Source organism: Novosphingobium sp. (assembly GCF_040398825.1).
In the GTDB taxonomy this organism is placed as follows: domain Bacteria; phylum Pseudomonadota; class Alphaproteobacteria; order Sphingomonadales; family Sphingomonadaceae; genus Novosphingobium.
On record NZ_JBBATI010000031.1, the window covers coordinates 29,969 to 50,953 of the forward strand.

Sequence of the window (20,985 nt, forward strand, 5' to 3'; positions counted from 1 at the left end):
CGGGGCGAGCCATGGGGGTGGTTGCGGGTATGCGTTATGCAGCCCCAACCGGTCGCGTGCGCTGGCTCCCGCTGCCGCCGGTCCGTTCGGTATAAAACCCAGGGGGGTTGTATGAAGACCAGTACCCAGATGTTGAAGTTTGGTTTGTTCGCAGGTTCGGCGTTGTTCGCGCTGACCGGCACCGCGCATGCTGAACAGGCTGCTGCTCCTGCCGCTGCTTCGGCGCCCATTCCCGGCGAAATCATCGTGACCGCACAGCGCCGCGACCAGTCGATTCAGGACGTGCCGTTCACGCTACAGGCCCTTAGCGCCGACACGCTCAGCAAACTGAACGTTACCACGTTCAACGATCTGTTGAAATTCACGCCCAACGTTACGTTTGGCAACAACGGGCCAGGTCAGGGTGCGATCTTTATGCGCGGCCTGTCGGCAGGTTTCGCCGGAGAGCAGTCGGCCGGCACTATCGGTGGCTTCCCCAACGTCGCGATCTATCTCGATGACCAGTCAATGCAGTTTCCGGCACACAATGCCGACGTCTACATCGCCGATATCGAACGCGTTGAAGTTCTCGAAGGTCCGCAGGGTACGCTGTTCGGCGGCGGCGCACAGGCCGGCGTGGTGCGGTACATCACTGCCAAGCCAAAGCTCAGCAAGTTTGAAGCCAAGATGGAAGGCAGCTTTAGCGGCACCGCTGGCGGTGCGCCGAACGCAGCATTCAATGCCATGATCAACCTGCCGATCGTCAAGGACAAGCTGGCCGTTCGCGCAGTGATCTATGACGATCATCATGGCGGATACATTGACAACGTCTATTCGACGTTCACCCGCCAGCCGAGCGACATTGGTTCGTACTACCTTGCCTATGGCGGTAACGGCAACCAGCTGACCCCGGCGCAACAGAGCAATGGCGGCCAGTACAACAACGCCAGCATGGTGAAGAAAAGCGCCAACCCAGTCGACTACATTGGCGGCCGTGTTGAACTGGGCTGGAACATTGCACCCGACTGGAATCTGCTGCTGACCGAATCGTATCAGAAGATTGACGCATCGGGATCATTCGCGTCGCAGGATTACAGCTATGACAGCAAGCCGCTGGGCAAGCTGCAAGCGACCCTGTTTGAACCCAACTTCAACAAGGACGATTACTGGAACACGGCCTGGACCCTTGATGGCAAGGTTGGCGATTTCAAGGTGATCTACACTGGCGCCTATATGGCACGCCACATTTCGACGCAGGGCGACTATACAAACTATGCCCGTGCCAAGTATGGCATTTTCTACCAGTGCACGGGCGGCGCCAATTATTACTGGAACGTCGGCAAGGCGCCTTACTGCTACGCGCCAAACGCCTACTGGACCGACCAGATCCGCACGACGCATCAAAGTCATGAATTCCGTGTGACCACGCCAGAACATTCACGGATCCGTGCGATCGCCGGCCTGTATTATGAATCGTTGAAGATTCAGGACAACAACGATTGGGATTACAAGACCATCCCGTCGTGCGACCCGACAATGACTGCCGCGGCAATCAAGGCATCGGGCAGCGTTTGCCTCGGCCTGATTGCGCCGAACCCCGCTGCAACACTGAACGTGAAGGGCCCCCGTGGTCCGTTGGTCGCGTTTGGTGAAGACACACAGCGTGGCTACAAGCAGTATGCTGCATTCGGTTCGGTTGATTTTGACGTCACACCGCAACTGACGTTGACCGGCGGCACACGCTATTACAACTACAAGGAATACGAAACCGGCTCGGTCTACAGTTCGTTCAACGGCGCATGCTATCAGGTTCCGGTCTGCGTCAGCGGATCAAACCTTGATGCATTGGGTCTGAAAATCAGCTACCACGGCTTCAAGAGCAAAGCCGTGATTTCCTGGAAGCCGCAGGAACACACGCTGGTGTACGGTCTGTTCAGCCAAGGGTTCCGTCCGGGTGGGTTCAACCGTGGCCCCAGCGCGCGCGTGCCTGATCCAATCGCGCCGCACGCTCCGCAGCTGCTGGTCCCGGCCAGCTACAAGCCTGACTCCCTGACCAACTGGGAAATCGGTTTCAAGACCGACTTGTTTGACCGCAAGGTGCAGCTGAACGTCTCAAGCTATTACATGATCTGGCAAGACACCCAGCTCGGGTTCTTCAACCCGGCAGGCGGTTACGGCAATACGGCGTTCGGCACCAACGGGCCCAACTATCACATCAAGGGCGCCGAAGTGCAGATCGTTGCCCGCCCGGTCACCGGGCTGACGGTGCAAGGTTCTGCAACCTACAACGACAGCAAGCAATCGAACGCACCGTGCTTCATCGCCAACAACCCGGGTGTTTCATCATTCGGCAAGTGCATCACGGAAGTGTATGTGAACAAGACGGTCAAGCCGGTTTCCAGCCCGTTCGGTGCGGTGGGCGGGATCACCCCGTTCAGCCCGCACGTGCAGGCAAATGCCCGCGCCCGTTATGACTGGGCCGCTGGCGGTGACATGAACTGGTTTGTAGCTGGTGGGATTTCTTACACCAGCTCGATGTACAACGAACCGGCGACCTATCCGTCGGGCTACATCGCTGCTCCGGCAGATCCTTCGTCGCCAAACGTACTGAATGGACAAGGCGTTATTGTTCCAGGCACCACAGTGCTGCGTTACAAGATGCCCGGCTATGCCACGCTGGATGCGTCGATCGGTTTCACCCGCGACAATTGGTCGGTGACGATCTATGGGGAAAACCTCTCCAACTCGCACGCCAGCTCGTTCACGACCTCAGCGGAATACCTGAAGACGCAGATTCCAATCCGTCCGCTGATCTACGGCGTGAAGGTTGGAACCAAGTTCTGATCTGACTAACGCTTCGGTGGTATTCCGACAGCAGGGGCGGCACCTTCGGGTGTCGCCCTTTCTGCTATGAACAGAGCGCGCACGGCACCGAACGGGTAAGGATGCCCTTCGTCTGGAGCGAATACCGGCAAGATGGTATCACCCGGCGACTCGAAACCTTAGGCCAGCGCGCCAAATCGCTTTAAAAACAGAAACGTGGAGCGGTTGATCGGGCGCCGTCAGATCACGAACCGGTCCAGACCCGGATCTTTGCCGAAAGTCGAAAAGTACCATGGCCTCGCAAACGACAATCCCCGCCCCACCAATGTCACCGATCGAGTCAGAGGTTGCCCGGCTGGGTGCCATGCAGGCGCAGGGCAATTACCAGGGCGCGCTGGATGGCGCGACACCGTTGCTGGCCAGGCACCCGAAAAATCGAGACTTACTGTTGATTGCGGCAATGGCTCTGCGATTTCTGCAACGGACCGATGATGCCTTGGCGATGCTTGATCGCTTGGCCGAAGATCACCCGCAATTCAGCCAGATGCTTCTGGAACGCGGGCTTTGTAATGTTGCGCGGCGCGATGCGCCCAGGGCGATCGCCGATCTGCAAGCTGCAGTGGCCATCAATCCGTCCCTACCAATGGCGTGGCGTATGCTTGACGGCCTGTGGCGCATGACCGGTGATGATGACAATGCTGCGATTGCTGCGCGCCACTGCGCCCACCTGGCCAGCCTGCCGCCACCGGTGGTGCGCGCCAAAATGCTGTTTGGTGATGGCGCAGTCGATCTTGCCGAAGCGCTGGTGCGCGAATTTCTGCTGGCATATGGCGACCACCCGGAGGCGATGCGCCTGCTTGCCCAGATCGGGTTTTTGCGTAACGTGCTTGATGACGCCGAATTGCTGTTTGCCGGCGTGCTGATGCTGGTGCCGGATTATCACGAGGTGCGCGGTGAATATATTCAGACGCTGATCGCCCGCCACAAATTTCCACAGGCTCGTGAAGCACTTAAACCGTTGCTGGCGGTTGACCCTCAGAACAGCGAATATCGCACGCTGACGGCGACAATCGCGGTTGGTCTGGGCGAATTCGAGACCGTCATTCCGCTGTATCGCGACTTGCTGGCCGAAATCCGCGACGGCGATTTTGACAGTGCAGGTCGCCGTGCCGATTTCAACCTGTGGCTCGGGCACGCTTTGAAAACTGTGGGCAGAGTGGATGAGGCAATCGCCGCATACCATGCATCGACAAAGGCGCGGCCTGACTTTGGCGATGCTTGGTGGAGCCTTGCCAACCTCAAGACCTACCGCTTTTCAGATGCAGAAATCGCCACCATCCGTGCCGGGTTGGCTGCAGCCAAGACCACCGAGGTCGACCGCGTGCATCTTGCCTTTACATTGGGCAAGGCACTTGAGGATCGCGGGGATCACGCGGCATCGTGGACCGCCTATGCGCTGGGCAATGTCACCCACCGCGCCAGCAACGACTATCACCCGGATGTGTTCGAAAACAACACCCGTGGACAGAAACGCATTTGCACGTACCAGTTTTTTGCCGAGCGCACTAACTGGGGCGTTGCGGACGCCGATCCGATTTTTGTGTTGGGATTGCCGCGTTCGGGCTCGACGCTGATTGAACAAATCCTGGCGTCTCACAGCCAGGTCGAAGGCACGCAGGAATTGCCCGACATTCAGCGCATCGTGCATGACCTGCAGGGGCGCACAATGGATTTCGACAATCCGCGGTACCCGACGGTTCTGACAGAGCTGTCGGTCGATGCCATCCGCACGTTCGGGGAGCAATACATGGCGGATACCCGGCCCCACCGCGCGCTGGGCCGGGCCTGGTTTATCGACAAGATGCCCAACAATTTCCGCCACATCGGGCTCATCCACCTGATCCTGCCCCATGCCACGATCATCGATGCGCGGCGCAACCCGATGGATTGCTGTTTTTCCAACCTGAAACAGCTGTTCGCGCAAGGGCAGGAATTCACCTATTCGATGGAAGATATCGCCCGTTATTACCGCACTTATCTCGACCTGATGCGGCATTGGGACAGCGTGTTGCCCGGCCGCGTGCTGCGCGTGATCAACGAAGACCTGATCGATGATCCCGAAGGGCAGATCCGGCGCATGCTCGACCATTGCGGCCTGCCGTTCGAAGATGGCTGCCTGAATTTCCACCAGAACACCCGCAGCGTACGCACGCCCAGTTCCGAACAAGTGCGTCGCCCGATCAGCCGCGACGGCGTTGATCAGTGGAAGCCGTTTGCGCAATGGTTGGGGCCGCTATCGGATGCGCTAGGCGATGCGTTGGACACCTGGCGGGATTGATACGCTGTTTGCAACGCTGCCGTCTTTGAATGCGGTTAGGGCATGCCATCAGTAGGAGTAGCAGTCAGGCTTATGAGCAAAGTCTATGATCTGGCGGTGATCGGTGGCGGGGTGATCGGGCTGGCGCATGCGATCACTGCGGCGCGGCGGGGCAAGCGCGTGGTGGTGATCGAGCGCGATACCCGTGCCAATGGCGCATCAATCCGCAATTTCGGGTTTATCACCGTCACCGGGCAGGAACGCGGGCATTCATGGTCGCTGGCGCGCCGCACCCGCGACGTGTGGGATGAAATTGCCCCGTTGGCCGGCATCCCGATCGAACACCGTGGCCTTTATCTAAGCGCGCGATCGGCCGAGGCAATCGCGGTAATCGAGGCGTTTCTGGCGACAGAGATGGGCGAAGGGTGCAGCCTGCTGACAGGTGATGCGTTTCGCGCCGCCACTGGTGGACTGGGCGGCGCCGACCTGCACGGCGGATTGTACAGCCCGCACGAAATTCGCATGGAATCGCGCTACGCGATCGCCCTGCTGGCGCGCTGGGCGCAGGAACAGCTGGGCGTCGATATGTTGGCGCAGACAGTGGCCTTTTCCAGCCTGCCGCCCCGTATCGAAACATCGCGCGGAGTGATCCAAGCTGGACAGGTGGTGGTGGCGCCGGGCGATGATTTTTCCACGCTGTGGCCCGACCGGATTGCAGCGTACAATCTGCGCCGCTGCCGCCTGTCGATGTTGCGGCTGGCCAATCCCGGGATGCGCCTGCCCGGCGCGCTGATGAGCGATCTGTCGCTCACGCGCTATGCCGGCTATGCCGCCCTGCCCGAAGCCGCTGTGTTGAAAGCGAAATTGCTGGCCGAACAGCCGCGCCATTATGACAACGGCGTGCACCTGATTGTGGCGCAGGGCAGCGATGACACGCTGATCGTGGGCGACAGCCACCATTATGACGACCTGCCCGGTCCGTTCGCCCCCGCCAGCGCCGAAGACGACATTCTGGATGAATATGCCCGCGCCTTTGGCCGCGCTGCACCGCCGGTGATCGAACGCTGGGTGGGCACCTATGCCAGCGCCGATGACCGCACGTACCTGGTTGATACCCCCGCGTCCGATGTGCGGCTGGTTATCGTTACCGGCGGTACCGGGGCATCGACATCATTCGGCATCGCCGAACAGGTGCTCAACGAATTGATGGGAGACGCATGATGACCTTTCCGGTGAAGGCGGTGATTTTCGACTGGGCCGGGACAATGGTCGATTTTGGCTGCATGGCGCCGGTCAACGCGCTGCGCGACGTGTTTGCCGGTGAAGGCGTGCCGATTACCGAGGCGGAGGCGCGCGCCGACATGGGCGTGGCCAAATATGACCACGTGACTGCGCTGCTGCACGAACCGGGTGTGGCCGCGCGCTGGACCGCACATTTTGGCGCGGCGCCGACCGTGGCCGATATCGACCGCGTCTATGCGCTGGTCGAACCGGCGATGGTAGAGGCGGCACAACGCGCGGCCGAACTGATCCCCGGCGCGGCGCAGGCCTATGCCGATTTGCTGGCGCTGGGGGTAAAGGTCGGATCGGGCACCGGCTATACACCGGATATGATGGCGGCCATCCGGGTCAAGGCAGCGGAGCAGGGCTATGCCCCTGACGTGGTCATTTGCGCCGGTGATACGCCAAGCGGCCGCCCCTCCCCGCTGATGACCTGGGCCGCGCTGGTCGCGCTGAACACCTGGCCCGCACATGCCGCAGTCAAAGTGGATGACGCGCCGGTCGGCATTGCCGAAGGGCGCGAAGCCGGCTGCTGGACCATCGGCGTGGCGGCGTCGGGCAATGCCGTCGGGCTACCTGCGGCGGGCCTGGCCGCGCTTGACCCGGCAGACCGGGAGGCGCGCATTGCCGCTGCCGCTGCATCCTTGCACGCAGAGGGCGCCGATTTCGTGATCGATGATGTGTCGCACCTGTTGCCGGTGATCCACCAGATCGCCGCCGCCATCGCTGCGGGCCAGAAACCGGGCAATTATTCGGCATGACCACGGCGGTTCCACCCGCCGACGGCCTGCATGCGGCCGGCGCCATTGGCGCCATGCAGCGCCGGTTGGGCCGCGCGCCGGAATGGCTGTTCGGGGTCTATGCCGGGCTGATGGCGTTTGGCACCTATTTTTCGATCTATGCCTTTCGCAAGGCGTTTGCTGCCGCGCATTTCAGCGGCCTCTCTCCCGTGCTGATGGTCGACTACAAGGTCGCCCTGGTGATCGCGCAAGTGCTTGGTTATGCGCTGTCAAAGCTGATCGGCGTGCGCGTGATCGCCGAATTGCCCGCGCATCGGCGGATTGGCGGGATCATGTTGCAGGCGCTGATTGCCGAAACCGCGCTGGTGGCGTTTGCGCTGATCCCGCCGCCATGGAACCTGGCCGCGATGTTTGTCGATGGTATCGCGCTGGGCATGGTGTGGGGCATGATATTCGGCTTTGTCGAAGGGCGGCGCATGTCCGATCTGATCGGCGCGCTGCTATGCGCCAGCTTTGTCATTTCGTCGGGCGTGGTGAAATCGGTCGGCAGCATGGTGATGGCGGCACATGTGGCCAGCGAATGGTGGATGCCCGCGGTTACCGGCGCGCTGTTCATGCCGCTGCTGGCGCTCAGCCTGTGTGGGCTGGCCACCCTGCCCCCGCCCAATGCGGCGGATATTGCCGAACGCGTGGCGCGTGTGCCGATGGATGGCCCGGCCCGCCGTGCGTTGCTGCGGCGGTTCGGTCCGGGGCTGACCGCGCTGGTGCTGATCTATGTCCTGCTGACGGCGCTGCGTGATTTTCGCGACAATTTTTCGGCGGAAATCTGGGCCGAACTGGGCCTGGGCGGCAAGTCGGAACTGTTTTCGCTGACCGAATTGCCGATCAGCGTGATGGTACTGGTGGTGCTCGCCACGCTGACGCTGGTCCGCAACAATTCTCGTGCGCTGGTGATCAATTTCGTGCTGGTGGCGCTGGGGCTGGCGCTGGCGGCGGCCAGTTCGCTGGCCTTTATCCTGCACGGCATCGGCCCGGTGATGTGGATGACCGCGCTGGGTGGCGGGCTGTATCTGGCCTATACGCCGTTCAACGGCATGCTGTTCGATCGGTTGGTCGCGGCCACCGGCAGCGTCGGCAATGCCGGTTTCCTGATCTATATTGCCGACGCCAGCGGCTATGCCGGCTCGGTAACACTGCTGCTGCTGCGCAATGTGCCCGGGTTTCGCCTGCCCTGGACGCAATCGCTGCTGGATGCAGGGCTGGCCTGCGGCACGCTGGGCCTGGCGCTGATGGTGTGGGCGGCAATCTATTTCCGGCGCAAGCTCAGCCGGGGATAGAGCCTGATGGAAAGCACAAATCACTGAAATTGAAAGCCCTCCCCCTCAGGGGGAGGGTTGGGTGGGGGTGTCCAGCGCCTGTTGATCGCGCGTCGCTGCCGACGTTGGACACCCCTCCCCATGAGGGGCGGGGCTGAAGAAGGCCTGGCCCATATCCTTGAAAGGTTCGCCCGCTATTGCTTATAAAACTGCGGAAACCGCGTACGCAGGCGTTCGACCCGTTCCACGTCCCAGCGGCGGATATAGGGATGGTCGGGGTGGCGTTGCATGAAATGCTGGTGGTATTCTTCGGCTGGATAGAAAGTGCCGTTTTCGATTTTTGTCGCGATCGACTTGTCGAACACATGCGCGCGATTCAGGCTGGCAATGTACTGCTGCGCCAGTTCGCGCTGCTGTTGCGATTGCGGAAAAATCGCCGAACGATAACTGGTACCTTCATCGGGCATCTGCCCGTTCACTTGCGTCGGATCGTGCGCCACCGCAAAATAGACCTGCAACAGGCGGCCATAGCTGACCACCGACGGATCATAGGTCACGCGCACGGTTTCGGCATGGTTGGTGGTTTCGGTTGAAACAGTCTGGTAATCAGCGGTCGCTGCGGTGCCGCCGGCATAGCCCGCGACCACCGATTTCACGCCTTTGACGTGTTCAAACACGCCCTCCATGCCCCAAAAGCACCCGCCGGACAGTACGGCAACCTCTTTGCCAGCCGCTTTCGTCGGTTGCGCAGGCGGTTCGGGAAAGGGTTGGCGGCCGGGTTGCGCGGTGGCCGGGCCGTTGCAGGCGGCGAGCAGGGCAAACCCTGTGAGCAAAGCAAACTGGCGCATCATGCGGCTCCTGGATGAAAGGCAAGGGCAACGCCATTCATGCAATAGCGTTTGCCGGTCGGGCGTGGCCCATCGTCGAACACGTGGCCCAGATGCCCGTCACAGCGGTGGCAGTGCACTTCGGTGCGCGGCAGGCCGATCTCGTAATCGGTGTGCGTGTCGACCGCGTGTGGCAAAGGCTGCCAGAAACTGGGCCAGCCGGTGCCGCTGTCAAATTTGGTCGCGGACGAAAACAGCGGCAGATCGCACCCGGCGCAGGCAAACTGGCCCTTGCGGTGTTCGTTCAGCAGCGGGCTGGTAAACGGCCGTTCAGTATTGGCATGGCGCAACACGCCATAGGCCGCGGGGTTAAGCCGTTGGCGCCATTGCGCATCGCTGAGATCGAACGGTTTGACGGCAGCGCGGGCGATTGAGGCCAGACCGGAAGCGGCCCCGGCCAGCAACAGCCCCATCAGCGAACGTCGATTGATCGGCATGGTACCCATCCTTGGTTGAATGCAGGACACGGACGCTGTCGCCCTGTCACTAGCCTATTCGTACAAGATAGGGGTTCGGTTTCACCGATGCCAAAATATTTCGGGAGATTGCGTTTTTCAACAACCGCAAAATTGCAAAAAGTGGTGCCCCTGGCCCGACTCGAACGGGCACGGATCTCTCCATCCGATTTTGAGTCGGACGCGTCTACCATTCCACCACAGGGGCACTCTGGAAAAGCGCGCTAGCGCGTCTTTCCCGATCGATCAACCGGCCTTGTTCGCTCCGGCAATCAGTTTCAGCATCTTTGCATGCAAGTGGTCGTTGGCGGCCAGCACGGTTTCGGCGCAGATCGCATTGGACCGCCCGCGAAAATCCGACACAAACCCGCCCGCTTCGCGCACCAGCAGGCACCCCGCGGCCGAATCCCAGATTGCCAGGTCGGTTTCCCAGAACCCGTCAAAACGCCCCGCCGCAACCCACGCCAGATCAAGCGCAGCGGCGCCATTGCGGCGAATGCCGGCAACGCGCGGGCCCAGTTCCTGGTAAATCCGCGTCCACAACGCCGCATCGCCACGATTGGAAAACGGAATGCCGGTGCCGATCAGCGCCTCATCAAACACCCGCCGTGCCGAAACGCGCAGACGACGGTCCTGCAACCAGGCGCCGCGCGCCTTTTCGGCCCAGAAACTCTCGTCGGTGATCGGCTGATAGACGATCCCGGCGATCACATCGCCCCAGCCCGATCCATCGGCGCCCTTGCCGTCCAGCGCCGGTTCCTGCACCGCGATCGAAATCGCAAAATGCGGGATGCCGTGCAGGAAATTGGTGGTGCCATCCAGCGGATCGACAATCCAGCGCGGCTTGGTCGGATCGCCGGCGATGGTCCCGCCTTCTTCCATCACGAACCCCCAGTCGGGGCGCGCGATCAGCAGTTCGTCATAGATCGTGCGTTCGGCATGCTGGTCTGCCTTTGACACAAAATCGGCAGGCCCCTTGCGGCTGACCTGCAGATGTTCGACTTCGCCGAAATCGCGCCGCAGCCGCGTGCCGGCCTTGCGGGCGGCGCGCTCCATGACGCGAATCAGGCCTGAAATGGCTGCCATCCGGGTCAGCCTACCTTGCTGACATAAGTACGCTCATAGACGTCGACGATGATCCGCGTACCGGCGCCGATATGCGGCGGCACCATCACGCGCACGCCGTTGTCCAGAATCGCCGGTTTATAGCTGGATGATGCGGTCTGGCCTTTGACCACCGCATCGGCCTCAACGATGGTCGCTTCAACCTGGTCGGGCAATTCGACCGAGATCGGGCGTTCGTCGTACATTTCCAGCAGCACGGTCATGCCATCCTGCAGAAACGCCGCGGCATCGCCCAAAAGATCTGACGGCAGGGTGATCTGGTCATAGTTTTCAACATCCATGAACACCAGATCGTCGCCCTCGGCATACAGGAACTGGAAATCCTTAGTGTCGAGCCGGACACGTTCGACCGTATCGGCCGACCGGAACCGCACGTTGTTCTTGCGCCCGTCGATCAGGTTCTTCATTTCGACCTGCATGAACGCGCCGCCCTTGCCGGGCTGGGTGTGCTGGGTCTTGGCAACTTTCCAGATGCCCTTTTCGTATTCGATGATATTGCCCGGACGGATATCCACGCCGCTGATCTTCATGATGGAAAGAGCCTTGTGTTCGAAAGTGCGTTGAAAAAGCGCCGCCCTCGCAGCGCAATGGAAGTGCCTTGGCCCGCGCCTTAGCCGCTGGCGCCAATTGCTTCAAGTCACCGGCGTGTGGTACCGCATGCGGTGTGATGAAACGCATGATCCCTCTTTCGAGCCAGGCGGTGCGGGCGGCACTGCTGCTGGTTGCCGTCACCGGCCTGTGTGGCAGCGGTACCGCGCTGGCGGCGCCCGGCGGGCAATTACGCGTGCTGTTGACCGGATACTGGGTGTGCGAGCAAAGCGGCGATGCCACCACACCGCCGGTGCCGCGCCCGCAGGACAGCTTTCGCGTGGTTGCCGACAGCAGCTATCGCGCACCGACAGGCGATAGCGGCAGCTATCTGTTGCTCGGCAGCGATCTGGCGATGACTTCTGGCCCGTTCGTGGGTCGGCGCTATGTGCTGATTGGCCAGGGGATTCTTCACCCGCTCGATGCCGCTGGCCAGCGCACCACCGATCGCTGTGTGCGCCAGGGCGGTGCCGCCGCGCGCGACCGTGCCAGTGATACTGCCGGCGGTGCAGGTACGCCGGACTAGGAGCCGGCGCGCGCCTGCGCTCCGGTGGCCAGTGCCTGGACAAAATCGACAATCGCCTGCGCCTCATCACCGCCCCAGACGGCGTGGCTGACCGCCAGGAAATCGGCGCCGGCGGCGACCAGCGGTACGCAGTTGGCCGCGGTAATCCCGCCGACCGCGACCACCGGCAGTTCAAACAGTCCGGACCACCATTGCAACAGTTCGATGTCGGCACGGATCTCGGTCGGCTTCGTCATGGATGGAAAGTACGCACCAAACGATACGTAGTCGGCGCCCGCTTCGCCGGCCTCCATCGCCGCATGGCGGCTGTCGCGGCAGGATACGCCGATCTGGGCGGCACGCCCCAACCGTTCCCGTGCATCGGCAACATCGCCGTCATCGCCTGCCAGATGCACGCCGTCGGCGCCCAGCCGCCTGGCCAGGCTGATCGATTCGTTGACGATGAACGCCACATCGCGCGCGGCGCAGATCGCCTGCAGCGGCGCGGCCAATTTTGCCGCCGCATGTTCGTCGATGCCTTTGACGCGGAACTGGAACGCCGCCACGGGCCCGGCATCAAGCGCACGCGCCAGCCGGTCTGGAAAGGCGCCCGACACATCGAGCGGCGAAATCAGGTAAAGCTGGCAATCGGGCACGGTCATGGCCGCATGCGCTAAACCAATCGCGCCGATTTGCAAATCCCGACCGCCACTGGCGGCATGGAAAACGCCCCTTCCCCGGTTACCGGGGTAAGGGGCGTGCCTTTTCCCATCCTCGTCGCAAACCAAAAACGCTTTCGCCGGTCAGGCGGCAACCGCCGCAGTCTTGACCGTAGAGCCAGCATAAATTTCGTCGATCGCCGCGCCCAGCGCCGCATCAAATTCGGCATCGGTCATCTGCACGCGCAAATCTTCCAGCAAGGCGCGGCTGAAACTGGCGATAATCCCTGCGTTCTTGGCCAGTTCGGCGCAAGCCTCAGGCCGTTTGAACCCACCCGACAGCGCCACCAGGCGCAACACGCCGGGGTGCCCGACCAGCGGCGCAAAAGTGCCGGGCACTTGCGGCAACGACAGTTTCAGCATGACCTGCACCCCGTGCGGCAAAGCATCGAGCGCGGTCAGAATTTCCTGCAACAACAGCGCATCGCATTGCGCGCGCGTGGGGCTGGTGATGGTCACTTCGGGTTCGATGATCGGCATCAGCCCGGCCGCAAGCACCGTTTCCGCCAGCGCGAATTGCTGTTTGACCGCCGCAGCGATGCCGACCGGGTCGGCGGAATGGATGACCGAGCGTTCCTTGGTGCCGAACACGCCCAGCGCGCGCGCGCGCGCCAGCAGTTCACCCAGGCCCGCGATCGGCTTCAACAGCTGGACGCCGTTCGCCTCATCCTCCAGCCCCTTGTCGATCTTGATGAACGGCACCACGCCCTTGGCGTTGAGCGCGGCGGGCACTGGCTGGCCATCGACCAGCCCGTCCATGGTGCGTTCGAACAGAATCGCGCCGATCACCTTGTCGCCGCTGAACGCCGGTGACGAAATGATTCGCGCGCGCATGGCGTGGATCAGCGCGAACATTTCCGCATCATCGGCCCAGGCGCCAGCCTCGATACCGTAGCCCTTCAGCGCCTTGGGTGTGGACCCCCCCGACTGGTCAAGCGCGGCGATAAAGCCCTGGCCAGTGGCAATTTTGCGGGTCTGTTCAGCGTGGTTCATGGGGTGTTTCCGTGCATGAAATGGGTGCCGCACTGGCCGGATGAAGCGTTGCGTATCGTTTCTTGCATACCTATGCGCTGACGCCCTCTAGCGGGAAGTCGGTTGCAGTGCAACATCCGGTGGATGTCCTTTTTTCGACCGTCGGCACCGTACCCGTCGCCCATTCGGCCATGCCCGTCGCCCGTCACTTGACCCGATCAGGATTTTCAGGCGTCCTGTCCGAACCAATCCACAGGAGCATTCATGCGCGCGCTGCTTTTTTCAGGTCTGCTGGCACTGGCCGCGCTGCCCCTGGTCGCGCTGCCCCTGGCCGCGCATGCAAACCCGAAAGTGGGCCAGATTGCGCCCGATGCACGATTTGAAACGGTCACCGGCCAGAAATTTGATCTGGCGTCATTGCGTGGCCAAGTGGTGATCATCAATTTCTGGGCAACCTGGTGCGTGCCCTGTCGTCAGGAACTGCCGCTGCTGGACGCCTATTATCGTAAGCAAAAGGACTATGGCCTGGTCGTGCTGGCGGCCACGACGGAAGATTCGGTACCCGAATATCAGCTTAAAAAACTGTTCGGAATCATGGCGATAACACCGCTGCGCCGGCTGAAGGGCCCTTATGCGCCGCTCGAAGGCGTGCCGACCAACTACGTGATCGATCGCGCCGGCGTGGTCCGCTATGCCGAGGCCGGCGCGTTTTCGCTGGAATCGTTGAATGATGTGCTGGTGCCCTTGCTGCGTGAAGCGCCATCGCAAACCGGCACCACAACCGCGGCACTGATCCCGGCGACCATCCGGCCGGGCGCTGCGTTCAGCCGTTGAGCGCGGCCACCCCGGGCAATTCCTTGCCCTCCATCCATTCCAGAAACGCGCCGCCGGCGGTGGAAACATAGCTGAAATCGCCCGCCACCCCGGCATGGTTGAGCGCAGCGACAGTGTCCCCGCCCCCGGCCACCGATACCAGCGCGCCCTCTTTGGTCAGCGCCGCCGCCGATCGTGCCAGCGCAACCGTCGCGGTATCGAACGGCGCAATTTCGAACGCGCCCAGCGGCCCGTTCCACACCAGCGTGCGACAGGTTTTCAGCACGTCCGCCAGCGCCTCGACCGCTTGCGGCCCGATATCGAGGATCATTTCATCGGGGGCGATTTCGTGCACATTGCAGATGCGCAGCGATGGCGGGTTCGCCGCGAATTCCTTGGCAACCGCCGCGTCATAAGGCAGGTGGACGGTGCAACCGGCGGCCTCTGCCGCGGTCAGGATTTCCTCGGCCGTACCGGTCAAATCGTGTTCGCACAGCGATTTGCCGACATCGACGCCGCGTGCCGCCAGAAACGTATTGGCCATGCCCCCGCCGATGATCAGATGATCAACCTTGCTGACCAGGTGTTTCAGCACGTCAAGCTTGGTCGAAACCTTGGCGCCGCCGACCACTGCCGCCACCGGGTGTTCAGGCTTGCCCAGCGCCTTTTCCAGCGCCTCCAGTTCGGCCTGCATCGCGCGCCCGGCATAGGCCGGCAGCACATGCGCCAGGCCCTCGGTCGAGGCATGGGCGCGATGCGCGGCGGAAAAGGCATCGTTGACATAGGCCTGGCCCAGCCGTGCCAGCGCCGCCACAAATGCCGGGTCGTTCTTTTCCTCACCGCCATGAAACCGCGTGTTTTCCAGCACGGTGATCGATCCGGGTGCAAGCGCCGCGACCGCCGCCTCTGCGCCTGCGCCACAGCAATCGTCGATGAAACCCACCGCGCGCCCCAGCACAGCCGACAGCGCCGGAACGATCGGGCCCAGCGAATCCGCTGGCACACGCTGGCCCTTGGGCCGCCCGAAATGCGCCAGCACCAATACCCGCGCGCCCTTGTCGGCCAGTTCCGCCAGCGTGGCCACGGTGGCGCGCAGACGGGTATCGTCGGACACCTGGCCATCGGCCATCGGCACATTCAGATCTTCGCGCACCAGCACGGCCATGCCGGTCACATCGCCGATATCATCGAGAGTTTTGAAGGTCACGGGGCGGGTCCTTTGACGATATGAGCATGACATCGGGGACCCGCACCATTGCCGGCGTCGGACACCCCTCCCCAACCCCTCCCCTGCGGGAGAGGGGCCTTAGGGGGCGTTGGTCAGATCAGGCCGGCCATCACGCCGGCAGTATCGACCATGCGGTTGGAAAAACCCCATTCGTTGTCATACCACGACAGCACGCGCACCAGTTTGCCATCGATCACCGCGGTTTCCAGGCTGTCGATGGTCGACGACGCCGGGTCGTGGTTGAAATCGATCGAGACCAGCTGTTCTTCGGTATAGGCCAGCACGCCCTTCATCGGGCCTTCGGCAGCGGCCTTCAGCAGCGCGTTGACTTCGGCCACCGTGGTGTCGCGCTTCGGCGTAAAGGTCAGGTCGACCACCGACACATTGGGGGTCGGCACACGGATGGCCGAACCATCCAGCTTGCCCTTCAGATCGGGCAGCACTTCGCCCACGGCGCGCGCGGCACCGGTGGTGGTGGGGATCATGTTCATCGCCGCCGCACGCGCGCGCCGCGGGTCCGAATGGATCTGGTCGAGGATCTTCTGATCGTTGGTATAGCTGTGGATGGTGGTCATCAGCCCGCGTTCGATTCCGATCGCTTCGTGCAGGATCTTGGCAAACGGTGCCAGGCAATTGGTGGTGCACGATGCGTTCGAAACGATCGCGTGCGCCGCGGTGAGCTGGTCATGGTTGACGCCATAGACCACGGTCAGATCGACATTCTTCGCCGGCGCCGAAATCAGCACACGTTTCGCGCCCGCATCGAGATGCTTTTGCGCGCCTTCACGATCGGTGAAAAAGCCGGTGCATTCCAGCGCGATATCGATCCCGTCGGCGCCATGCGGCAGCTTGGCCGGGTCACGTTCAGCGGTCACCTTGATGCGCTTGCCATCGATGACCAGGTCGTTGCCGTCGACTTCGACGGTGCCGTGATAGGTGCCGTGCACCGAATCGCGCTTGAACAGCCGGGCGTTGGCGACCGGGCTGGCCAGGTCGTTGATCGCCACCAGTTCCAACCCGCAATCGGGGCGTTCCAGAATGGCGCGTGCCACGTTGCGGCCGATACGTCCAAAACCATTGATTGCGACTTTGGTCGCCATGTCATGTCTCCTGCAAAGGTGTGCGTGTTTGCCCCGCGCGCGGTGCGGCGTGTTCTGAATTACGCCAGACGATCAAGGATGCGGGGAAGGATTTTTTCCGCCGTCAACCCGAAGTGGTCGTACAGTACCTCAGCCGGGGCCGATGCACCAAACGTATCGATGCCGATGGTCAGCCCGTCGCCGGTGTATTTCTGCCAACCGGTGGTCACGCCGGCCTCGATCGAAACCTTCAGCACGCCCTGCGGCAGCACATCGGCGCGATAGGCGGCATCGGCGGCGTCAAACAGATCCCAGCACGGCATCGACACGACATCGGCGCCGATACCCCTGGCCTCCAGCGCGGCGGCCGTGGCGACAGCGATTTCCACTTCGGAACCGGTGGCGATCAGCACCACCTGGCGTGGCGCCGTGGCGGCGATCAGGCGATAGGCGCCCTTGGCGGATCGGTTGCCCTCGGCCGCATGGCGCAGTTGCGGCAGGTTTTGCCGCGACAGCGCCAATACCGACGGCGTGGCCGCGCTGGCCAGCGCCAGTTGCCAGCATTCGGCGGTTTCGATCACATCGGCCGGGCGGAACACGTGGATATTGGGGATCAGCCGCAGGCTCATCACATGTTCAACCGGCTGGTGCGTTGGTCCGTCTTCGCCCAGGCCAATCGAATCATGCGTCAGCACATAGATCACCCGCGCATGCTGCAACGCGGACAGGCGGATGGCATTGCGGCAATAGTCCGAAAACACCAGGAACGTGCCGCCATAGGGGATGACCCCGCCGTGCAGCGCCGCACCGTTCATCGCCGCGGCCATGCCGAATTCGCGGATGCCATAATGCACGTGGCGGCCGCCATAGGCGTTCTGGCCGAACGACGGCGTCGCCTTTACCTTGGTCAGGTTCGATCCGGTCAGATCGGCCGATCCGCCAAACAGTTCGGGCACCAGCGGCGCCAGCACATCCAGCGCCAGTTCCGACGATTTGCGCGTGGCCAGTTTGCGCGGGCTTTCCAGCCAGCCGGCAAACGCCGCATCGGCGTCGCCCAGCGGCGGCAATTGCCCCGCCATGCGCCGGTCAAATTCGCCGCGCAGCGGGTGTTCGGCGGAGGCCGCAGCCCAGGCCGCGTGCGCCGCACGCCCGCGATCACCAGTGCGGCGCCAGGCTGCCAGAATGTCGGCAGGGATGTCGAACGGTGCAGCGGTCCAGCCCAGATTGGCGCGGGTCGCAGCGATTTCATCGGCGCCCAGCGGGCTGCCATGGACATTGTGGCCGCCCTGCTTGTTGGGCGCGCCTTTGCCGATCAGCGTACGGCACGCCACCAGCGACGGGCGCGGATCGGCGGCGGCCTCTGCCAGCGCGCGCGCAATATCGGCATAATCGTGCCCGTCGCACGATGCCACGTGCCAGCCGCTGGCGCGATAGCGGGCGGCGACGTCTTCGCTGGTCGACAGGCTGGCATCGCCATCGATGGTGATGCGGTTGTCATCCCACAGCACATTGAGCCGCCCCAGCCCGAGCGTGCCGGCCAGGCCCACTGCCTCGTGGTTGATGCCTTCCATCAGGCAGCCGTCACCGGCGATCACCCAGGTCTTGTGATTAACCAGCGTGTCGCCAAACACCGCGTTCAGATGGCGTTCGGCCATCGCCATGCCCACCGCCATCGCCACGCCCTGCCCCAGCGGGCCGGTGGTGCATTCCACCCCGGGGATCAGAAAGTTTTCCGGATGCCCGGCGCACACGCTGCCCAGCTGGCGGAAATCACGGATATCATCCAGCGTGGGCGAGGCATATCCCGACAGGTAGAGCGAGGCATAGATCAGCATCGAACCGTGCCCGGCCGACAACACAAACCGGTCGCGGTCGGCCCAGTCCGGCGCATCCGGATCAAAGCTCAGGAATTCGCTCCACAGCACGGTGGCGACATCGGCCATGCCCATCGGCATGCCGGGATGCCCCGAATTGGCCGCCTGCACCGCATCCATCGCCAGCGCGCGAATGGCGTTGGCCATTGATGCTGGCGTTACCGCTGCCAGTGTTCCGGTTTCGCCGCTCATACCACGTGCACCCTTATTGCGGCGCGCGAGAGCCCCACGCGCAACGTATCAAAGCGGATTATGCCGATTCGTTCGCGGTCTCTTGGTACTTGGCACACCGGTCGTCAAGGCTGCGACCGGCGACCCGACCGCCCCACCCCGATGCTGGCCCGACCAGCGCGTCGCGCATTCCTATGCATTGGCGGAAATGCTGGATTGCTGCGTTGGTCTGCGGCATATGCGCAGATGGCCGGTGCAGCACTGGCCCGCCCCTGTCGCCATGCCACCGGGGCGCTTGCACGCATCGGGCGATGTGCTAGCGAGAAGCGATGGACACCGGACGATTGGAACCCGAACTCGACCGGATCGCGCTGGCGCTTGACCGGCTCGAACGGGCTGCCGCTGCGCGCGATACGCAACTGGCCGAATTGACCGCGTTGAAGGCGCGGCACCGGCGGTTGAAGGACACCGTGGCCAAGGAACTGCATCAGCTTGACCTGTTGCTGGCCAACCTGCCGGAACCACCGGCGGTGATCGAAACACCGGACGCGGCCACGCCGTCATGACCACGCCGACCACCAACGTCACGCTCAATATCGGCGGCCGCAGCCACGTGCTGGCGGTTGCGCCGGCAGAAATCCCGCATATCACCATGCTGGCGGCGATGATCGATGAACGCATGCGCAATCTGGGCCCGGGCCAGGGCCAGACCGAGGCGCGCATGCTGTTGATTGCGGCGCTGATGCTGGCCGATGAATTGCACGGCCTGCAAACGGCCCCGCCCCCACCACCGCCGACAATGCCACCGTCCACGCCTACGCCGCAGAACAATGCAATCGCGCCCGAATTGCTGGCCCGCGTCGCCGCGCTGGCCGATCGGGTGGAAAAGCTTGCCGCACATCTTGAGCATTCCGATCAGGACGCCTAGATAGGGGGTGACGGGTTCTGCCCGGTACGAGCCGCATGAACATCCCTGAGGCTATAACTAATCCTATGGGGGCTGTCCCTGACCTGGATCCTGGTCCAGGACACATGGTTCCCACCTGACGTCACGCGTCAGAGGATTTTCCGAGCAAACGACCCATGGTGGGCCCGTCACCCATCCCGCTGATACCGCCAGCGCTGATCCTGGCCAGACAAACCGGACCAGCCTGTGCCCCACGGCTGGCCTGATCAAAAGGACTACCCCCCTACGTGTCGGACCCGGTGTCGCTGGCCAAAGCGCAATTGCGCAAAACCCTGCGCGCCGCGCGGCGCGAATATGCCGCCGCGCTCGACCCTCGGGTGGCGGCGCTGGTGCTGAAACGCCCGCCCGCAGCGCTGGCCGGGCTTGTTCCGGCGGGGGCGACCATCGGGCTGTATATCGCCACCAGCGGTGAAGCCCCGGCGCTGGGCTATGCCCGCCATTACCACGAAGCCGGGCACGCAATCGCGCTGCCGTGGTTTGGCGGCCCTGACAGCGCGATGGAATTTCGCCAATGGCAATCGGCGCATATCGATGAACTGCTGGAAACCGGGCCGTTCGGCACGGGACAGCCGGCATCGACGGCGCCGCTGGTCACGCCCGACGTGCTGTTTGTGCCACTGGTGGGGTTTACTGCCGCCGGTGGCCGGCTGGGCCAGGGTGGCGGGCATTATGATCGCTGGCTGGCCGCGCATCCCGAAGTGCCAGCTATCGGTCTGGCGTGGGACTGCCAATTGGTTGGCGATCTGCCGCACGAAGCGCATGATCGGCCGCTGATGGCGGTCGTCACACCCACCCGGCTCTTTGGGCCATTTGCGGAACATGGCCGATGATCGAACCCGATGTTGAACGTTTCCGGCCAACCTGGCGCAAACCGGTGGGCATCCTGCTGCTGCTGCTGGCGCTGGGCATCTATGCCGGGCTGGTGGGCGAATTGTCGGGGCCGTTGGGCCAGTTGCCGGTGCTGGTGCAGACGCTGGCCTATATCGTGCTGGGCACGATCTGGCTGCTGCCGCTGCGGCGGTTCCTGATCTGGATGGAAACTGGTCGCTGGGGCTAAACCCTAACCCGGCCGCATTTCCTGACGTTCAAACCATGGCGCGAGTGACGGGACTTGAACCCGCGACCTCCGGCGTGACAGGCCGGCAC

20 protein-coding genes and 1 tRNA gene are annotated in these 20,985 nt (G+C 62.8%); 11 read left to right on the forward strand and 10 right to left on the reverse strand.

Annotated features, from left to right (window positions below):
- The first annotated feature begins 111 nt into the window (after positions 1-111).
- The 5 genes from ABWP89_RS14365 (at position 112) to ABWP89_RS14385 (ending at position 8,477) form a co-directional block, all read left to right on the forward strand.
- Positions 112-2,823, forward strand: coding sequence for a TonB-dependent receptor (locus tag ABWP89_RS14365; RefSeq protein ID WP_353230127.1), 2,712 nt, complete (start codon positions 112-114; stop codon positions 2,821-2,823).
- 343 nt (positions 2,824-3,166) lie between these two features.
- The gene (locus ABWP89_RS14370; protein WP_353230155.1) at positions 3,167-5,140 is read left to right on the forward strand and encodes a tetratricopeptide repeat-containing sulfotransferase family protein; all 1,974 of its coding nucleotides are present in this window, start codon (positions 3,167-3,169) and stop codon (positions 5,138-5,140) included.
- A 72-nt stretch (positions 5,141-5,212) separates the two neighbouring features.
- On the forward strand, positions 5,213-6,340 hold the full coding sequence (locus tag ABWP89_RS14375; RefSeq protein WP_353230129.1) for a TIGR03364 family FAD-dependent oxidoreductase: 1,128 nt from the start codon (positions 5,213-5,215) through the stop codon (positions 6,338-6,340).
- Positions 6,337-7,161 (forward strand): phosphonoacetaldehyde hydrolase, encoded by an 825-nt coding sequence (phnX, locus tag ABWP89_RS14380; protein ID WP_353230130.1) that lies wholly within the window; start codon positions 6,337-6,339, stop codon positions 7,159-7,161. The genes ABWP89_RS14375 and phnX overlap by 4 nt, the downstream gene beginning before the upstream one ends.
- Positions 7,158-8,477 (forward strand): DUF5690 family protein, encoded by a 1,320-nt coding sequence (locus ABWP89_RS14385; protein WP_353230131.1) that lies wholly within the window; start codon positions 7,158-7,160, stop codon positions 8,475-8,477. The genes phnX and ABWP89_RS14385 overlap by 4 nt, the downstream gene beginning before the upstream one ends.
- A gap of 173 nt (positions 8,478-8,650) precedes the next feature.
- Here ABWP89_RS14385 and msrA read toward each other — a convergent pair whose 3' ends face one another.
- The 5 genes from msrA to efp form a co-directional block, all read right to left on the reverse strand.
- Entirely contained in the window at positions 8,651-9,307 is a 657-nt protein-coding gene (msrA, locus tag ABWP89_RS14390) for a peptide-methionine (S)-S-oxide reductase MsrA (protein ID WP_502915298.1), read from the reverse strand.
- Positions 9,304-9,780: a peptide-methionine (R)-S-oxide reductase MsrB gene (gene msrB, locus ABWP89_RS14395; RefSeq protein WP_353230133.1), complete on the reverse strand. Its 477-nt coding sequence runs from the start codon at positions 9,778-9,780 to the stop codon at positions 9,304-9,306. The genes msrA and msrB overlap by 4 nt, the downstream gene beginning before the upstream one ends.
- Before the next feature lie 142 nt (positions 9,781-9,922).
- Positions 9,923-10,006 (reverse strand) — tRNA-Leu (locus tag ABWP89_RS14400).
- Positions 10,007-10,044: 38 nt separating this feature from the next.
- On the reverse strand, positions 10,045-10,884 hold the full coding sequence (locus ABWP89_RS14405) for an inositol monophosphatase family protein (protein WP_353230135.1): 840 nt from the start codon (positions 10,882-10,884) through the stop codon (positions 10,045-10,047).
- A 5-nt stretch (positions 10,885-10,889) separates the two neighbouring features.
- Positions 10,890-11,453, reverse strand: a complete 564-nt coding sequence (efp, locus tag ABWP89_RS14410; protein ID WP_353230136.1) for an elongation factor P — start codon at positions 11,451-11,453, stop codon at positions 10,890-10,892.
- A gap of 146 nt (positions 11,454-11,599) precedes the next feature.
- Between efp and ABWP89_RS14415 the strand changes: the two genes are divergently transcribed.
- Positions 11,600-12,037, forward strand: a complete 438-nt coding sequence (locus ABWP89_RS14415; protein ID WP_353230137.1) for a hypothetical protein — start codon at positions 11,600-11,602, stop codon at positions 12,035-12,037.
- Here ABWP89_RS14415 and thiE read toward each other — a convergent pair.
- Together thiE and ABWP89_RS14425 are read right to left on the reverse strand one after the other, a co-directional pair.
- A complete protein-coding gene (thiE, locus tag ABWP89_RS14420) occupies positions 12,034-12,678 on the reverse strand; it encodes a thiamine phosphate synthase (protein WP_353230138.1) in 645 nt (214 codons plus the stop codon). The two genes, ABWP89_RS14415 and thiE, sit on opposite strands and share 4 nt — an antisense overlap.
- Positions 12,679-12,819: 141 nt before the next feature.
- Positions 12,820-13,728, reverse strand: coding sequence for a fructose bisphosphate aldolase (locus ABWP89_RS14425; RefSeq protein ID WP_353230139.1), 909 nt, complete (start codon positions 13,726-13,728; stop codon positions 12,820-12,822).
- A gap of 243 nt (positions 13,729-13,971) precedes the next feature.
- On the opposite strand from ABWP89_RS14425, the gene ABWP89_RS14430 reads away from it, so the two are divergent.
- The gene (locus ABWP89_RS14430; RefSeq protein ID WP_353230141.1) at positions 13,972-14,541 is read left to right on the forward strand and encodes a TlpA family protein disulfide reductase; all 570 of its coding nucleotides are present in this window, start codon (positions 13,972-13,974) and stop codon (positions 14,539-14,541) included.
- On the opposite strand, the gene ABWP89_RS14435 is transcribed toward ABWP89_RS14430, so the two are convergent.
- The 3 genes from ABWP89_RS14435 to tkt all read right to left on the reverse strand — a co-directional run bounded on the left by ABWP89_RS14435 (position 14,531) and on the right by tkt (position 18,893).
- Positions 14,531-15,727: a phosphoglycerate kinase gene (locus ABWP89_RS14435; protein ID WP_353230142.1), complete on the reverse strand. Its 1,197-nt coding sequence runs from the start codon at positions 15,725-15,727 to the stop codon at positions 14,531-14,533. The genes ABWP89_RS14430 and ABWP89_RS14435 overlap by 11 nt on opposite strands.
- 113 nt (positions 15,728-15,840) lie before the next feature.
- The gene (gap, locus tag ABWP89_RS14440) at positions 15,841-16,848 is read right to left on the reverse strand and encodes a type I glyceraldehyde-3-phosphate dehydrogenase (protein WP_353230144.1); all 1,008 of its coding nucleotides are present in this window, start codon (positions 16,846-16,848) and stop codon (positions 15,841-15,843) included.
- A 59-nt stretch (positions 16,849-16,907) separates the two neighbouring features.
- Complete coding sequence (gene tkt, locus ABWP89_RS14445; protein ID WP_353230145.1) at positions 16,908-18,893, reverse strand: transketolase; 1,986 nt, start codon at positions 18,891-18,893, stop codon at positions 16,908-16,910.
- Positions 18,894-19,201: 308 nt separating this feature from the next.
- Here tkt and ABWP89_RS14450 point away from each other — a divergent pair, with 308 nt between their 5' ends.
- The 4 genes from ABWP89_RS14450 to ABWP89_RS14465 all read left to right on the forward strand — a co-directional run bounded on the left by ABWP89_RS14450 (position 19,202) and on the right by ABWP89_RS14465 (position 20,896).
- A complete protein-coding gene (locus ABWP89_RS14450; RefSeq protein ID WP_353230146.1) occupies positions 19,202-19,438 on the forward strand; it encodes a hypothetical protein in 237 nt (78 codons plus the stop codon).
- Entirely contained in the window at positions 19,435-19,800 is a 366-nt protein-coding gene (locus tag ABWP89_RS14455) for a cell division protein ZapA (RefSeq protein WP_353230147.1), read from the forward strand. The genes ABWP89_RS14450 and ABWP89_RS14455 overlap by 4 nt, the downstream gene beginning before the upstream one ends.
- Positions 19,801-20,066: 266 nt before the next feature.
- Entirely contained in the window at positions 20,067-20,669 is a 603-nt protein-coding gene (locus tag ABWP89_RS14460) for a 5-formyltetrahydrofolate cyclo-ligase (protein ID WP_353230149.1), read from the forward strand.
- Complete coding sequence (locus tag ABWP89_RS14465; RefSeq protein WP_353230151.1) at positions 20,666-20,896, forward strand: DUF2842 domain-containing protein; 231 nt, start codon at positions 20,666-20,668, stop codon at positions 20,894-20,896. Before ABWP89_RS14460 ends, ABWP89_RS14465 begins: the two co-directional genes overlap by 4 nt.
- The last annotated feature ends 89 nt before the right edge of the window (positions 20,897-20,985 follow it).

Bases quoted from the DNA above. Each gene is read 5' to 3' on its own strand.
- ABWP89_RS14430 (WP_353230141.1), top strand. From the start codon at position 13,972: ATGCGCGCGCTGCTTTTTTCAGGTCTGCTGGCACTGGCCGCGCTGCCC.
- ABWP89_RS14425 (WP_353230139.1), bottom strand. From the start codon at position 13,728: ATGAACCACGCTGAACAGACCCGCAAAATTGCCACTGGCCAGGGCTTT.
- thiE (WP_353230138.1), bottom strand. From the start codon at position 12,678: ATGACCGTGCCCGATTGCCAGCTTTACCTGATTTCGCCGCTCGATGTG.
- gap (WP_353230144.1), bottom strand. From the start codon at position 16,848: ATGGCGACCAAAGTCGCAATCAATGGTTTTGGACGTATCGGCCGCAAC.
- ABWP89_RS14385 (WP_353230131.1), top strand. From the start codon at position 7,158: ATGACCACGGCGGTTCCACCCGCCGACGGCCTGCATGCGGCCGGCGCC.
- ABWP89_RS14455 (WP_353230147.1), top strand. From the start codon at position 19,435: ATGACCACGCCGACCACCAACGTCACGCTCAATATCGGCGGCCGCAGC.
- ABWP89_RS14450 (WP_353230146.1), top strand. From the start codon at position 19,202: ATGGACACCGGACGATTGGAACCCGAACTCGACCGGATCGCGCTGGCG.
- ABWP89_RS14375 (WP_353230129.1), top strand. From the start codon at position 5,213: ATGAGCAAAGTCTATGATCTGGCGGTGATCGGTGGCGGGGTGATCGGG.
- ABWP89_RS14365 (WP_353230127.1), top strand. From the start codon at position 112: ATGAAGACCAGTACCCAGATGTTGAAGTTTGGTTTGTTCGCAGGTTCG.
- efp (WP_353230136.1), bottom strand. From the start codon at position 11,453: ATGAAGATCAGCGGCGTGGATATCCGTCCGGGCAATATCATCGAATAC.
- msrB (WP_353230133.1), bottom strand. From the start codon at position 9,780: ATGCCGATCAATCGACGTTCGCTGATGGGGCTGTTGCTGGCCGGGGCC.
- ABWP89_RS14405 (WP_353230135.1), bottom strand. From the start codon at position 10,884: ATGGCAGCCATTTCAGGCCTGATTCGCGTCATGGAGCGCGCCGCCCGC.
- ABWP89_RS14370 (WP_353230155.1), top strand. From the start codon at position 3,167: ATGCAGGCGCAGGGCAATTACCAGGGCGCGCTGGATGGCGCGACACCG.
- ABWP89_RS14465 (WP_353230151.1), top strand. From the start codon at position 20,666: ATGATCGAACCCGATGTTGAACGTTTCCGGCCAACCTGGCGCAAACCG.
- tkt (WP_353230145.1), bottom strand. From the start codon at position 18,893: ATGAGCGGCGAAACCGGAACACTGGCAGCGGTAACGCCAGCATCAATG.
- msrA (WP_502915298.1), bottom strand. From the start codon at position 9,307: ATGATGCGCCAGTTTGCTTTGCTCACAGGGTTTGCCCTGCTCGCCGCC.
- ABWP89_RS14415 (WP_353230137.1), top strand. From the start codon at position 11,600: ATGATCCCTCTTTCGAGCCAGGCGGTGCGGGCGGCACTGCTGCTGGTT.
- phnX (WP_353230130.1), top strand. From the start codon at position 6,337: ATGATGACCTTTCCGGTGAAGGCGGTGATTTTCGACTGGGCCGGGACA.